9 protein-coding genes are annotated in these 13297 nt (G+C 66.2%); 3 read left to right on the forward strand and 6 right to left on the reverse strand.

Annotated features, from left to right (window positions below; translation table 11 throughout):
• Nucleotides 1-131: 131 nt before the first annotated feature.
• Nucleotides 132-1067 (forward strand): amidohydrolase, encoded by a 936-nt coding sequence (locus tag H5T74_11555; protein ID MBC7231010.1) that lies wholly within the window; start codon nucleotides 132-134, stop codon nucleotides 1065-1067.
• Nucleotides 1068-1076: 9 nt separating this feature from the next.
• Here H5T74_11555 and H5T74_11560 read toward each other — a convergent pair whose 3' ends face one another.
• Complete coding sequence (locus H5T74_11560) at nucleotides 1077-3575, reverse strand: MMPL family transporter (protein MBC7231011.1); 2499 nt, start codon at nucleotides 3573-3575, stop codon at nucleotides 1077-1079.
• Between the two features lie 491 nt (nucleotides 3576-4066).
• On the opposite strand from H5T74_11560, the gene H5T74_11565 reads away from it, so the two are divergent.
• Nucleotides 4067-5587, forward strand: a complete 1521-nt coding sequence (locus tag H5T74_11565; GenBank protein ID MBC7231012.1) for an AMP-binding protein — start codon at nucleotides 4067-4069, stop codon at nucleotides 5585-5587.
• Between the two features lie 128 nt (nucleotides 5588-5715).
• Here H5T74_11565 and H5T74_11570 read toward each other — a convergent pair whose 3' ends face one another.
• Complete coding sequence (locus tag H5T74_11570) at nucleotides 5716-6687, reverse strand: ketopantoate reductase family protein (GenBank protein ID MBC7231013.1); 972 nt, start codon at nucleotides 6685-6687, stop codon at nucleotides 5716-5718.
• Nucleotides 6688-6893: 206 nt separating this feature from the next.
• Here H5T74_11570 and H5T74_11575 point away from each other — a divergent pair, with 206 nt between their 5' ends.
• Nucleotides 6894-7109 carry a dodecin domain-containing protein gene (locus H5T74_11575; protein ID MBC7231014.1) on the forward strand — a complete coding sequence of 72 codons (216 nt, stop codon included), beginning with the start codon at nucleotides 6894-6896 and terminating at the stop codon, nucleotides 7107-7109.
• Nucleotides 7110-7483: 374 nt separating this feature from the next.
• Here the strand turns inward: H5T74_11575 and H5T74_11580 are convergent, their stop codons facing one another.
• The 4 genes from H5T74_11580 to H5T74_11595 form a co-directional block, all read right to left on the reverse strand.
• Nucleotides 7484-8692, reverse strand: coding sequence for a L,D-transpeptidase/peptidoglycan binding protein (locus H5T74_11580; GenBank protein MBC7231015.1), 1209 nt, complete (start codon nucleotides 8690-8692; stop codon nucleotides 7484-7486).
• 373 nt (nucleotides 8693-9065) lie between these two features.
• Nucleotides 9066-9440, reverse strand: coding sequence for a hypothetical protein (locus H5T74_11585; protein MBC7231016.1), 375 nt, complete (start codon nucleotides 9438-9440; stop codon nucleotides 9066-9068).
• A 98-nt stretch (nucleotides 9441-9538) separates the two neighbouring features.
• Nucleotides 9539-10723 carry a DUF3068 domain-containing protein gene (locus H5T74_11590; GenBank protein MBC7231017.1) on the reverse strand — a complete coding sequence of 395 codons (1185 nt, stop codon included), beginning with the start codon at nucleotides 10721-10723 and terminating at the stop codon, nucleotides 9539-9541.
• Nucleotides 10724-10896: 173 nt separating this feature from the next.
• Entirely contained in the window at nucleotides 10897-12924 is a 2028-nt protein-coding gene (locus tag H5T74_11595) for an N-acetylmuramoyl-L-alanine amidase (GenBank protein MBC7231018.1), read from the reverse strand.
• Nucleotides 12925-13297 lie beyond the last annotated feature (373 nt).

A 13297-nucleotide genomic window follows, 5' to 3' on the forward strand; every position in this document is an offset into this window, starting at 1 on the left:
TCACCTACAATATTATTACCGCCCGCAGTCCTTTTGCACTCCCGAATCCCGCCGCCCTTTATCTGCCCGCCCCATCGGGCATATACTTTCCTTGTCGGCTGAAGTTACGTGCGCTAAAGGGGTGATGTGCGATGATCATCGACAGCCATGTCCACCTGGTGGCGGAGGACTGGATCGACCGCAGCTTCTTCATTGGCATGGCAAGGGTTGCCACCGCTCCCATGGGCAAGATGACGGGGGAATACCCGGATCCTGCGGCCCTCATCGACAGCCTCATGCCCGTGATCAGCGACACCACGGGCGAGAGGACGGTCGCCAACATGGACGAGGCGGGGGTGGACATGGCCTGTATCTTCGCCGTGGATTACGGCCTCGCCGCGGGCGAGCCTCCCGTATCCATTGAGGAGCAGAACCGCATGGTGGCCGAGGCCGCCAGGCGCTTCCCGGACCGGCTGGTCTCCTTCTTCGCCATCGACCCGCGCCGCCCCGAGGGGCTCGACCTCTTCAAGCGCGCGGTGGAGGACTGGGGGATGAAGGGGCTGAAGCTCCATCCTACCACGGGCTATTATCCCTACGATCCCGTGGCCTACCCCTATTACGAGAAGTGCATGGAATACGGCATCCCGGTGCTCTTCCACACCGGCAGCCAGCCTGCGCCCATGAAGTTCCGCTTCACCCAGCCCATCTACGTAGATGACGTGGCCGCGGACTTCCCCGACCTGCCCATCATCATGGCCCACTGCGCCCACTCCCTGTGGGAGGAGGCCCTGCTGGTGGCGGAGATCAAGCCCAACATCTACTTCGATTTCTCGGGCTGGCAGATGCGCTTCAACAGCCATCCCCAGGATTTCTACCGCATGCTGAGGCGGGTACTGGACCAGGTGGGGCCCTGGAGGGTCTTCTTCGGCACCGACGGGCCTTACCTCAACGTCCTCTGCCCCTGGGGGACCTGGGTAAAGGCGGTCACGGAGCCCGACCTGAGCTGCTGCCCGGAGGTCTCCTTCACCCCGGAGGAGATCGAGATAATCATGGGCAAGGCCTTCGCCAGGCTGCTCAAGCTGAGCTGAGCGCCGCCCTCAACCTCTGGCGCCTCCCGCGGCATCCGCCCCGGCGGGCTTGAGGTCGGCGGCCTCGGGGGGCGCCGTCTCGCGCACCAGCAGGTGGCGCCGCGCGATGAGGGTGATGATGGAGGGGAGCACCAGCAGGCTCGCCGCCAGGGAAGCGGTGAGCGCAAGCGCGGTGACCAGGCTGAAGCGGCGGATGGGCGCCATGCGCGAGAAGGACACCACCAGGAACGACCCCGCCGTGGCTACGGCGCTGGCCAACAGTGGCTTCCCCACCCTGGTAACGCAGGACCTCAGGGCCTCCGCCACGCTCACCTCGCCGGGCTCGTACTCCTCTATGAAGCGGTGGGTGACGTGGATGCCGTAGTCGATGCCCATGCCGATGATGAGGGAGGAGATGAGAACGGTCATCATGTCCAAGGTCCATCCCATAAGGGACAGGAAGCCCAGCTCCACCGCTATGCCAGCCACCAGCACCGAGAGGGTGGCGAGCCCGAAGGTGAGGGAGCGGAAGATGAGCACCAGCACCAGCGCCGAGAGGCAGAGGGCTAGGACGGCCGTCCACATCTGGGTGGGCACCAGGTTGCCCATCATGTCGGCGGTAAGGGGGGTGATGCCTCCCAGGCGCCAGCTCAAGGCGGTGGACCCGAAGGCCTCCTCGGCGGCCTCGGTGAGTATGCGGTCCTTCTCCAGCATCTCCTGGTTGTTTCTAGCGCCCTCGCTGAAGATGGAGATGAGCGCCGCCCGGTGATCCCCGGATACCAGCTTGCCCTCCTGGGGGCCCATGAGCGCCTCCAGTTCCGCCAGCGTCTCCTCCGCCTCCGCCCGGGTGGACGGCAGAGCGGCCTCCGGGCTGTCCGCGGGGCCGGCCCTGCCGGTCTCGACGCGGAAATCGCGCAGGAGCTCACCCAGGCTGGCGCTGCCCTTCTCGCTGAAGTACGGCGTGGCCGCGATCCTCTCCTGGAAATCCATCATCGCCGCCAGCGCCCGCGGCTCCATGACCTCCCCCGTCACCAGCAACACGTCCTGCTGTACCCCCCCGAAGATCGATTCCTGCAGGTACTGCGCCTGCAGGGAGGGGATGTCCTGGGGGGCAAGCGCCCGCAGGTCCGGGGTGGTGGTAAGGCGGAAGGTGCCCATGACGCAGATGAGCACGATGAACCCGTACACCACCACCACCGCGCCGGGACGGTGCTGGGAGAGGGAGGCGATACCTCCCAGGGCGCGGTCGATGCGCCGGTTGTTGCGGGGGGAGAAGATCTCGATCCCCCGCGGGTCCACTGCCCCTTTGCGCTGCCTTCTCCGCTCGCGCAGGATCATGAGAGAGGGCAGGAAGGTGACGCTGAAGAGGAAACAGACCCCTATCCCCGCCGCGCACATGATCCCGAACTCCCGCAGCACGTCGAAGTCGGAGAGGAGGAAGGTGGCGAACCCGATGACGGTGGTGATGCAGGCCAGGAATACGGCCACCCCTACCGTCACCACGGACCTGTAGGCCGCCCTCCCGGGGTCCCGCTCCAGGCCGAACTCCTCGTAGAAACGGCCCATCATATACACCACGTTGCCCAGGCTGATCCCCAGCACCAGGGGCCCGATGATGGCCGAGATCACCGTGAACGGGTACCCCACCCATCCCATGAGGCCGTAGATCCAGATGGTGGAGAGCGCGATCACCGCCAGCGGCAGGACCACGTCGGTGAGTCGCTGGAAGGCGATGAAGAGCAGGGTCACCAACACGATGAGCGCCAGCACCGCCAGCAGCCAGGTGCTGGAATAGACGTATTCCTCCAGGTCCTTGTCTATGGAGGGATCGCCGCTCACGTAGACGGTGGCGGGGACCTCTCCGCCCTCGAAGTAGGCGTGGAAGAAGTCCTCCATCCTGGTGGCCAGGGCCTTGCGCTGGGCCGAATCCAGGTCGGGGTTGATCTTGATGATCACCTGCGCGTACCTCCCGTCCGCGGATAGGAGGCCCTGGCCTTTTTTCTCCACCGTCCACTTGTGGGCCACGGGGTTGGCGAGGTAGAGGGCGACCCCGTCCTCGATCACCTCCTCGAAGGGCTTGCTCCGCGAGGGGTCGGACGGGTCGGGCACCAGGGTCCCCTCCCCGAACTTGAGGATGGTGGCGATGTCGCTCACCAGCGGGCCGTACTGCTTTTTCGCCTCGTTGAGGGCGTTGCGCGCGAACGCTGTTAGGTAGTGTTCCATGTAAACAAAGCTGTCCTCCCCCACCGCCTCCGCCATCTCCTCCTCCAGAAGGAGGAACTTCTTGATCATGGGGTAGGAGAGCAGCCCGTCGCTCTCCACCATCGGCGTCTCCATGGTGGTGCCCCCGAAGAGTTCGTTCACCTGCTGCAGGGTGCGTGAGGTCTCGTATTTGCGGGGGATGAGGTCCTTCTGCCCCGCCCTGACCTCGAGGAAGGAGATGCCCACCGCCACCGGAACGGTGGCCAGCAGGCATACCGCCACCACTGCGAGGGCGTGGTCCCTACACAACCGCGCGAAATATTTCATCACCGGTCCCTCCCGTCGACGAAAGAGAGCTCCCGAGCCGCATAGCTCTTCCCGCTGGCGAATCCCTCAATAATCGTAAAAACCTTCGCTCCCCGTAGGTTACCCTCCTTCCCCGGGCGCCGCAACCTCGGCATATCCCGCGAAGACGGGACCTCTCCTTTGCCCACAGGTGTCAAGGGAGTCTCCGACACATCTTGTCGCAATGGGAGACGAATACATGCCAGGCGCAGCGAGAACAAATTATGCGGAAATGATTACCATCCGACACATCTTGTCGCAATGGGGGATGAAGACATGCCGCCTCCTGTCTAGTAGAATGGTTGCTGACGGCAACCGGGCGGGTTCGCCCCGCGGGGGTTTACGCCACCTTCCGCGCCGCCCGACGGGTATGCGTCCCCGGCTGTGGACGCCGTTGGATGGGCGCCCGGCGCGGCGCCGCGATGGCCTCGGCGCCGGAAGGTCACGCCCGCGCCGAGAACGGGGGTCGGCAGATGACCGCGCTGACGGAGATCCTGGACCATACGGTGCGCGCTTTCCCGGAGTTCGAGATCCTTTACTTCGAGGAGCGCGCTTACACCAACCTGGAGTTGGACCGCCGCTCCCGGCGTATCTCCAACGCCCTCCTGGAGCTGGGGATGGAGCCGGGAGAGGTGCTGCTGGCGCACATGGAGAACTGTCCCGACTTCTTCGCCCTCTTCTCTGCCTGCGCCAGGACGGGGATCGTCTTCTGCCCCACCATGTTCCTCCTCAGCGCAGATGAGCTCTCGTGGATCGCCGAGCATGCCGGCGCCTCGTACATGGTGACCACGCCGAGCCTGCTGGCAAAGGCGAGGCTCGCGTGTCCGGAGCTCTTCTCCCGCGGGCGCGTCATCCTGGCCGCGGGAGAGGCGGAGAGCGGGGCCCGCTCCCTCGAGGAGCTCATCTCCGACCAGCCGGAGACCGCCACCGAAACCGCCGCCCTCGGAGACGGCGACACCGCCGCCCTGCTCTATACCGCGGGGACCACCGGCCGGCCCAAGGGGGTGCTGCTCACCCACGCGAACATCGCCAGCAACGTACGCTCCATCGCGGTGTCCAACCGCATAAGCAGGGATGAGACCGCCCTCTCCGCCCTGCCCCTCTCCCATTCCTTCGGGCTGACCACTTCCCTGCTCCCGGCCCTGTGCGGGATGAAGAGCGTGCTCTTGCCCTGGTTCGACGCCGAGAAGGTGCTCGCCTGCACCGAGAGGTTCCACGTGCGCGCCATTCCCGGCGTTCCGGCCATGTTCGTCCAGCTCCTCAACCATCCCCATGCGGCCCGCTACAATACCAGGAGCTGGAAACGGCTCCAGAGCGGCGCGGCCCCCCTGCCCCTGGAGGTGCTCAGGGCCTTCCACGACAAATTCGGGATCTATCTCTACGAGGGATACGGGCTCACCGAGGCCTCTCCGGTGGTGAGCTGCCAGACCCCTTTCATCCCTTTCAAGGCGGGCTCGGTGGGTCCCCCCATCGCGGGCGTCGAGGTCTCCATAAGGGACGACTTCGAGCGCGAGCTCCCGGCGGGCAGCCCGGGGGAGATCACGGTGCGCGGGCCCAACGTGATGAAGGGATACCTGCGCGACAAGGAGGAGAGCGAGCGCGCCCTGCGGGGCGGCTGGCTGCACACCGGCGACATCGGTTACCTGGACGAGGACGGCTATCTCTACATCGTGGAGAGAAAAAAGGATCTCATCATCAGCGGCGGCTTCAACCTCTATCCCGCGGAGGTGGAGGGGGTCCTGGCGAGACACCCCGCGGTGGCCGATGCGGCGGTGGTGGGGGAGCCGGATCCCATCCGGGGAGAGGTGGTGCACGCCTTCGTGGTCACGGTGCCGGGGAGGGAGGTGACCGAGCGGGAGCTCATCGACTATACCCGCGGCCACCTCGTATATTACAAGTGCCCGCACCGCGTCACCTTCCTCAGGGAGCTGCCGCGCGACCTGCTGGGAAAGCCCTCGCGCCGCGCGCTGCGCGGTCTTCTCTCGGAAGGATGAGGTCGCCCGCTGCGCTTTCATGCGCGCGCCGAGAACCATCGGAACATGGCGCGGTCCATTGTCGGGATATAGGGTCACCTGAAGATCGGTAGATCCCGACGCGCGGGATGCCGTGGCCCGGCGCCGGGTCACCGCAGGGACATGCCCTTCTCCTCCTCCACCCGGCGCAGCAGTTCCCTTACCGCCACCTCCCCCGGACGGTGCCTTCCTCCCTCTATCTCCTTTATCAGGGTGAGCAACGCTGCATGCACGGGTACCGCGGTGCCCGAACCGCGCGTCGCCTCCACCACGCGCCCGCTCATCCAGGCCACTTCCGTGGTCTCCCCCGCTTCAGCTCTTCTCTGCATGGGGGGCCTGAGGTCCTCCCATACCGCTTCCTCCCACGCCGACCCCGGGCGGGGAAGCTCCACCCCCGCCACGGCCGCGGCCCCGCGGCACTCCTCCGCCGCCTCCGCGCAGAGTGCGTCCAGGCGGCCGTCCGCGCGCGCCTCCGCGGGCATCATTCCCGACACCGCGCATATGCCGCTCACCGCCGCGGCGCACTGCAAGCGCTCCCAGGCGCTGCCGGCGATGTCCGACACCGCCTTCACCCCGCAGGGACAGGCTCGGGCCAGGGCCGAGGCGAGGTCCTCCCAGCCCCCGACATTCCGCTCCGCGAAGGGCCCGACCCTCAGCTCCCTCATCCCCTCCACCTCCACCACACCCGTGGCGGACTCCTCGGCCGAGACCCAGGGGAGGGCGACGACGGTCCGCTCCGCCCCCACCAGCGAGGCGAGCTCCGCGGCCGCGAAGCCGTCCTGCAACGAGAGATAGATGCTGTCCCGGTGCACGAAGGGGCTTAACGGCCGCAGCGCCTCTCCGGTCTTCCCGGCCTCCACCGCCAGCACCAGCGCGTCGTAAGGCGCCGCGGCCCCGCCTTCCTCCCCCACCTCCGGAGCGCAACGCCCCTCCACCGCGCCCCGCAGGACTACGCCCTCCGCACGCAGGAAACGCAGGCGCTCCGCGCGCCGTTCGTATAGCACCACCTCCGCGCCGGCGGCCTGGAGCAGGTAGGTCGCCAGGCTCCCCATAGCCCCCGCCCCGATCACCGCTATCCTCATGGTTACCTCCCGTCCCTCTCTTCACGTCGTTCTTCTTACCTCTACCTTCCACCTCCCTTCCCGCCCCTCTTATTCTTCCCACAACCGTCTCTGCGCTCCTTCCCCGGAGAGGGCGGTCGGCGTGAGCACGGCGCGGCCAGGTTTGGCCTTCCGCGAAGGGGGAAAGATTTATTTGAAGGGCGGCTGACGCGAGGAAAGGGGGAGAGATGGGCGACAGCGTGTACAAGATCATCGAGGTGGTGGGCTCCAGTCCCGACTCCTGGGAGGACGCGGCGCGCAACGCCGTGGAGACCGCCGCCAAGAGCCTCACCGACCTGCGCATCGCCGAGATCGCCGAGCTGGACATGCGTGTAGATGAGGGCAAGGTCACCGCTTACCGCGCACGGGTGAAGATCTCCTTCAAATACCACGGAGAGGATTGACGGGATAGAGCCCGCATGCGCCGCCGCGAGGTGACGCATGGGAACGGCTCCATGGGGGGCCCGCGGGGCGACATCCTTTCCTGAACGGAACTCTATGCCCGATAAGGGCGCTTGGAGCCCGCCCGACGCGGAATCCGGCAGAGACACCGCGCGTCGAGCGCTTACGGAAAATCCTCAAAAGGGCGCTCCGTGCCGGCATCTCATGGGTGCAGTGTCCCTCTCCGGACCAGGCATGCTTCCGTCCAGACGGCTTGCCTCCAGACCGGCGGGAGCGGGGATGGCGCCATTGCCGTTTCATGATGTCGGTGACCGCCGCCGTATGCCGGAGCAGCGCGCCGCGCGGATGCGGCCGTTCTTCCTATACCGGAGCGTCCTCAGCGGTCGTTGCCGTTCTGGGTCTGTTCGCCCTGCGGCTGCGCTTCCTGTCCGAGCCCAGGATCCTCGGGTCCCACCGGGGCTCCTTGCTCGGGGGGCGGCGGGGGCACCGGTCTGGAAGTCCAGATGAAGAGGGGCGTTCCCACGCTCACGTGGTCGAAGAGCTCCAGGATGGCCTGGTTGGACATGCGTATGCACCCGTGGGAATACAGCCCGGGCACCAGGTTCTTGGTGCCGTGGATGAGCACCGTGCCCCCCGCCGCGCTGGTCACCAGAGCCCGCACCCCCAGGGGGTTGTCCGGGCCGGGCTCGATGCGGGGGGGCATGTTCTTGGACCACTCCACATTGGGGTTTAGCCACACCGGGTTCTCTTCCTTGCGGATGATGTAAAACTTTCCCAGCGGGGTGGGGTACTTGGGCTCCCCGGTGGCCACGTAATACGTCTTCACCAGGGTATCCTTGTCGTACCAGCTCAGGGTGTTGCCCATGATGTCCACCACCAGCACCGTCTTCACGTCGTCGCTGGACAGGGAGGGCGGGGTCACCGCCACCACGGGCTCCAGGACGCGGTTCTCGCCGCAGAGTGCCGACTGCACCAGCTGCGCGGTGGCGTCGACGTCCATCCACAGCCCGTCCCGGGAGGGATGAAAAGTGAGCCTCCCGGTCTGGAAGTCGAAATCCAGCGAGGCGTTCCTCACCTCCTGGTCGATTTCCGCGGCCACCGCGCTCAGCTTCTCCTTGAGCACCTGGCCGTCCATGTAGCACTCCAGCCCGATGTTGATGTCGCCGGGGCGGTTGAAGGCGCGCCGGAAGGCACGCTCGAAAACCGACCTGTTCCATCCCTCGTCGTATGCCTGCTGCACCAAGCTCTCCACGTCCAACTCGAGGCCCAGTTCCGCGGGATCCAGAACCCACTGCTCGCCGCGGAACTGCAGGGTTATGGGGAGCATGAGGGGCCTTACCGCCTGCTCGGTCACCGCCTCCACCGCCTCCTCCCTGGTCATGCCGGTCACGTCGACCCCCAGGATGACGGTGTTGGGGAACATCTCCCCCCGATGGCGGGCATCCGCGTAGACCAGGAGGGAGGAGGAGATGAGCATGAGCGCGAGGGCGCACCCCAGCACCACGAGCGCCCAGCGCGCCAGCCCGTTCCTCGGCAGCACAAAGGACTTCAGCTTCTCCCAGTTGCTCAACCTACGCCTGGCCATGAACCCTTCTTACCTCCGACGTCTTATCCTCTCGTCATTTCCCGCCCTTCGCGCGCGGCCATGCCCGGTCCAAGAGACCGGGCAGCATCCCCGGCGCCCCGCGTCTTCGCCGCGACCCGCGCGGGCGCGGTCTCGTATCTCCTGCCGGCGCCCGGGAGAGAATATGCCTCACCTTCTCAACCTCATGTGACGCCGCGGCGTCCCGGGCGGTTTCATCCTTTCCCGGCGTTCTCCCCTTACCCCATCCGGATGAGCGCTCATCAGAGCGTATCTTCGGGACCGCTCCAACAGCTCCGGGCGGTGCTCTTTCCTTTACTTCCTCCCGCATACTTCCCGCCGCTCCGGGGACGCCTCCCGCGAGGGGAGTCCTTTTTCAATACCGGTCCCATCTCTCCACGAACTGCCGGAAGTAGCAGAAAAAGGAATACTCCGAGAGTACCCTCTGCCGCTCCTCGTGCATGGAGCGCAGCCGCCCCATATCCCTTTCCATGCCCCGTGAGCCCTCCTCTTCGATGAGCAACAGCAGCTCCCGGTTTCGCCTGCTCAGCTCCTCCAGACGCAGCTCATAGCCGGGTATCCACATGGCCAGGAGCTCGCCTTCGCGAAAGCGCGCCAGCGACCTGCAGCGCATGCACTCGTGGCACCCGGCCTCGCCCGCGGAGCGCATAACGCCGTTGCACAGCGGGCAATGGAGTTCCTCCTCCCCGGGGCCATCAGGCGTCCCCGGCCATGACGCATTATCCTCCATTTCCCGCCTCCCAGCCATGACCAAAGACACGGGAACCCCGTTCCCGGGGTCCCGCTCTCCGTCTCTGCCGATGCCTGAATACGCCGCCGGGGCGCACATCACCCCTCGGCGGGCTCGGGAACCTCGCCGCCCCCCATGAGGAGGCCGATGATGAGGAGCAAGGCGCCCACGATGAGCAGCGCCCAGGGTATATACACCTTGACGAGGTTGATCTTGGAGACGGCGTCCTTGGCGTCGTCGATGGCCGACTTCACCGTCTCCTCGGTCTGGGCGATGCTGTACTCGAGGATCTTGCGGGGTTTGGACTCCCCGAGCTGGCTCTGCAGCCCCATCAACTGCGAGAGCGCCGGCCCCAGCTCGGGATCGTTCGCGTACTTGGCCAGGATGGCGAAGACCCCAGCCAGCTTGGAGGTGTCCGGCTCCATATACATGGCCTCGGCATCCTTGTACAGGTCCACCGGCGCGCCGGTCTTGGGTTCGACGGAGGTCTCGATGTCGTAGGTCCAGTAATATTTCAAGGGGATCTTCTCCTGCAGGGCGGCGTCGAGGCTCTGCAGGTCCTCGGGCGATAGGCGACGCTGCGCCAGGGCCAGCAGCCCGTCCACGTCCACCCCCAGCGCCTGAAGCTGGGGCTTCAAGGCTTCGAAGGTCACCTCGGAGGGCAGGCCGTTGATCTCCAGGTAGGCCGGGACCACCTCTTTCTTCTCCTCCAGCGCGGCGCTGCCCTTGAAGTTGTAGACGGTGACGCCGAACTTCTCGACCTCCTCGAGGAACTCGCTCTCCCCGGCCTCCCCTATCTCGCCCTTCCATACCTTGTAGGTCTCGTCCTTTGAGGTGTCGAAGGGCAGGAGGGGATAGTAGCTGCCATCGCGGTTCACGCGGTTGCCGGCTTTGAAGTCATAAGCACGGTCGTCGTCGAGGTTCTCGGAGCTCTTGCGGTCCAGGGCGTAGACGGACTGCAGGCCGCCAGGCGGGACCTTCATGCCTCCCACCTCCACCGTGACCTCCTCCTTGATGAGCGCGGTGGAGGAATCGTACTCCTCCGCCATGGAGACCACCCTGCGCTCGACCTTCATGGGCATCTTCATCTCCTCGCCCTCCGGCAGGGGCTCCTGGGTGGCGGGGTTCACGTAATAGGTCATCTCGCCCTCGTACTTCGTGGTCGAGTCCAGGTCGTCGGGGATCTTCACCATCGCATTGACGGCGATGGCCCACCACAGGATGGCCGCCAGGATGAGAACGATACCCAACGCGATGAGTATCTTGCTGGTCAACCCCTTCATCGTGACCTCCTTTGACCGTGCCTAGGATAATCCTCCGCCTGTCGCTTTATTCTATACCTCTCCGCCTTTGTCCTTCGCCGCGACCCACAACCCTAACCTATTCTAACATCGCCGTCGAGGGGTGATCGGTTACCGTGGGGCACGATCTCCTCACCGGCGCCGGCGGGGAAGGGCTAGCGGACCACGCCCGGGTAGTAGCCCGCGGAGACGTGCTCTCCCGCCCAGGCTCCACGGTACCGGAAATAGAGCGGACGCTCCACAACGATGTCGCCACCGGCGTGCACGGAGAGGGCCAGGCCCTCCTGGTAGGGGGTCATGGAGTTGAGGAACACGGTGGTCCGGCTGTGGGGATCCAGCTTCACCTTCTCATACAGCACCTCGCCGCTCTCGTGGTGCATGCCGACCTCCGCCTCCACCGCCTGCTCACCTGGGTTCTGAAGACAGAGCCACGCCTCGAATCCATCTCCGGTGTAGCCCTCGGCGAAGTACCAGTGCCGGGAGGGGGCGGTCACCCCTGCCCCCACGTCCCCTCCCTCGCACCAGCCATGATAATGGTGATAGATGGGGCGCTCCGCCACCAGCGGCCTTTCCCCCGTCACCGCGATGGAGAGCTGGAGGTCGCGGCCGGCGCGGAGGTTCACGTCCACGGTGCGGCGGCAGAAGGGCGGGATCAGCTCCTGGTCCTGCCTGACCACTCCTTCCGAGGTCTGGTAGGAGATGCTGACCAGATTGGGTTCGGGGTTGGGGTTGTACAGGCACAGCCACTCCTCGAAGCCGTTCCCGGTGTAGCCCTCGGCGAAGTACCAGGTGGTGGAGGGGGTGTTGACGCCGGGGGAGACATGCCCGCCCGCCCAGCGGCCGTGGTAGAGGAAGTAGATGGGGCGCTCGGCCACCACCGGTCGGTCCGAGGTCACGCGCAGCGAGACCTCGTGCCCCGGACCCACGGCCTGGTTGACGAAAACGGTGTCGCGCTGCCGCGGGTGCAGGGTCCTCCGCTCCTGTCCCAGCACTCCCCCCTGCGAGAAGTACTCGACGGTCACCTCCGCCGCCTCCTCTCCCGGGTTGAGCAGGCACAGCCACTCCTCGAAGCCTTTCCCGGTGTAGCCCTCGGCGAAGTACCAGGTGGTGGAGGGGGTGTTGACGCCGGGGGAGACGTGCCCGCCCGCCCAGCGACCTCCGTAGAGGAAATACATGGGCCTCTCCACCATGAGCGGCAGGGGCGAGTCGACGATGACGCTCACGTCGCGCCCCTTCCCCACCTCCCGCGCGACCTCGATGCTCATCCTGCTCTCCTCCGGCACCCGGTAGGAACGTCTTTCGGCGCCTTTCCCCCCGAAGGCGTAGGTGACCTCGAAGGTCACCGGCTCGTGATGGGGGTTGAGGACCGTGAGCCACTCCTCGAAGCCCTCGCGGGTGGTCCCCTCGGCGAAGTACCAGTGACGGGCGGCGTTCGCCACCATGAGGTCGCGGGATACGGAGGCCGTGCTCCCGTTCCTGTACCGGGCGGTGGCGCGCAGGGAATAGGTGCCGTCCTCCAGCGCGCCGCAGTCGATCTCGAAGCGGTAGGGTTTGGAGGTCCTGGTGGCCAGGAGCCGTCCCTCCATCTCCAGGTCGAGGCGCTCCAGGCTGTCGTCTCCCAGGAGCTGCACCTCCACGTCCACCACGCCCTGGGAGAGGCGGTTTTCCTGCGGCAGGGCGAAGCTGATGCTGGAGGGCATGTGGATGCCGCGCAGGATGGCCATGGCCTCGCGCTGGAGGTAGGAGTCGTCCCGCAGGCGCCGCTCCTCATCGGGGTTGGAGATAAATGAGGCCTCGGTGAGGATGGCGGGCATGACGGTGTTGTCGAGCACCCCGCAGTCATCCACCTTCCATACCCCGGAGTTGCCCAACCCGAGCTCCCCCACCAGCTCCGCCTGCACGGCGTTGGCGAGCTCCAGAGACTCCCGGCTGGCGTTCACCGAGACCAGGGTCACGGTATAGTTGATGCTGCGGTCGCTCACCGCGTTATGGTGGATGCTGATGAAGCGGTGAGCGCCCCAGGAGTTGGCCATCTGCCAGCGCTGGGTGATGCTCACCTTGCTGTCGTCGTAGCGGGTCATGCGCACCTCGGCGCCCTCCGCCTCCAGGAGGTCCTTGAGTTTGAAGGCCACCGCGAGGTTGACGTCTTTCTCCTTGAGGCCCGTGGGACCCACCGCACCCAACTCACTTCCGCCGTGCCCGGGGTCCACGCAGAACTTCCAGCCCGAAAGGGTGCCCCCGTACGCCCTCCGCGCTCCGAAGGGGAGGGAAGGAGGAAAGGAGCACGAGAGACAGAGCAGGACCGCGCAGAGGAAAAGGCCCGCCCCCGTGTTCCAGGCGCCCCGACTCCTCCCGCCGGCGGCACGCGCCGCGGCCGGACATGCCCGTGAGGCGAGCGCCGCGCCCGCCTCACGGTCACGCCTCCCGCACGAGGGCCAAGCCCCAGCCCGAAGTCTCACGCCGGCCTGTACCTCCCTAACGCCCCGTCTCCCGGCCTTCTTTTCTTTCGGCAACCCGGGGACAAACCCTTGAGCCGGGAAAGCAGGCATGTTGCCG

The sequence above is a fragment of the Actinomycetota bacterium genome (assembly GCA_014360645.1).
Taxonomy (GTDB): Bacteria; Actinomycetota; Geothermincolia; order Geothermincolales; family RBG-13-55-18; genus Solincola_B.

Coding starts and splice junctions, on each gene's coding strand:
- H5T74_11590 (MBC7231017.1), bottom strand. CDS start 10,723: ATGAAGGGGTTGACCAGCAAGATACTCATCGCGTTGGGTATCGTTCTC.
- H5T74_11565 (MBC7231012.1), top strand. CDS start 4,067: ATGACCGCGCTGACGGAGATCCTGGACCATACGGTGCGCGCTTTCCCG.
- H5T74_11560 (MBC7231011.1), bottom strand. CDS start 3,575: ATGAAATATTTCGCGCGGTTGTGTAGGGACCACGCCCTCGCAGTGGTG.
- H5T74_11580 (MBC7231015.1), bottom strand. CDS start 8,692: ATGGCCAGGCGTAGGTTGAGCAACTGGGAGAAGCTGAAGTCCTTTGTG.
- H5T74_11555 (MBC7231010.1), top strand. CDS start 132: ATGATCATCGACAGCCATGTCCACCTGGTGGCGGAGGACTGGATCGAC.
- H5T74_11575 (MBC7231014.1), top strand. CDS start 6,894: ATGGGCGACAGCGTGTACAAGATCATCGAGGTGGTGGGCTCCAGTCCC.
- H5T74_11585 (MBC7231016.1), bottom strand. CDS start 9,440: ATGGAGGATAATGCGTCATGGCCGGGGACGCCTGATGGCCCCGGGGAG.
- H5T74_11570 (MBC7231013.1), bottom strand. CDS start 6,687: ATGAGGATAGCGGTGATCGGGGCGGGGGCTATGGGGAGCCTGGCGACC.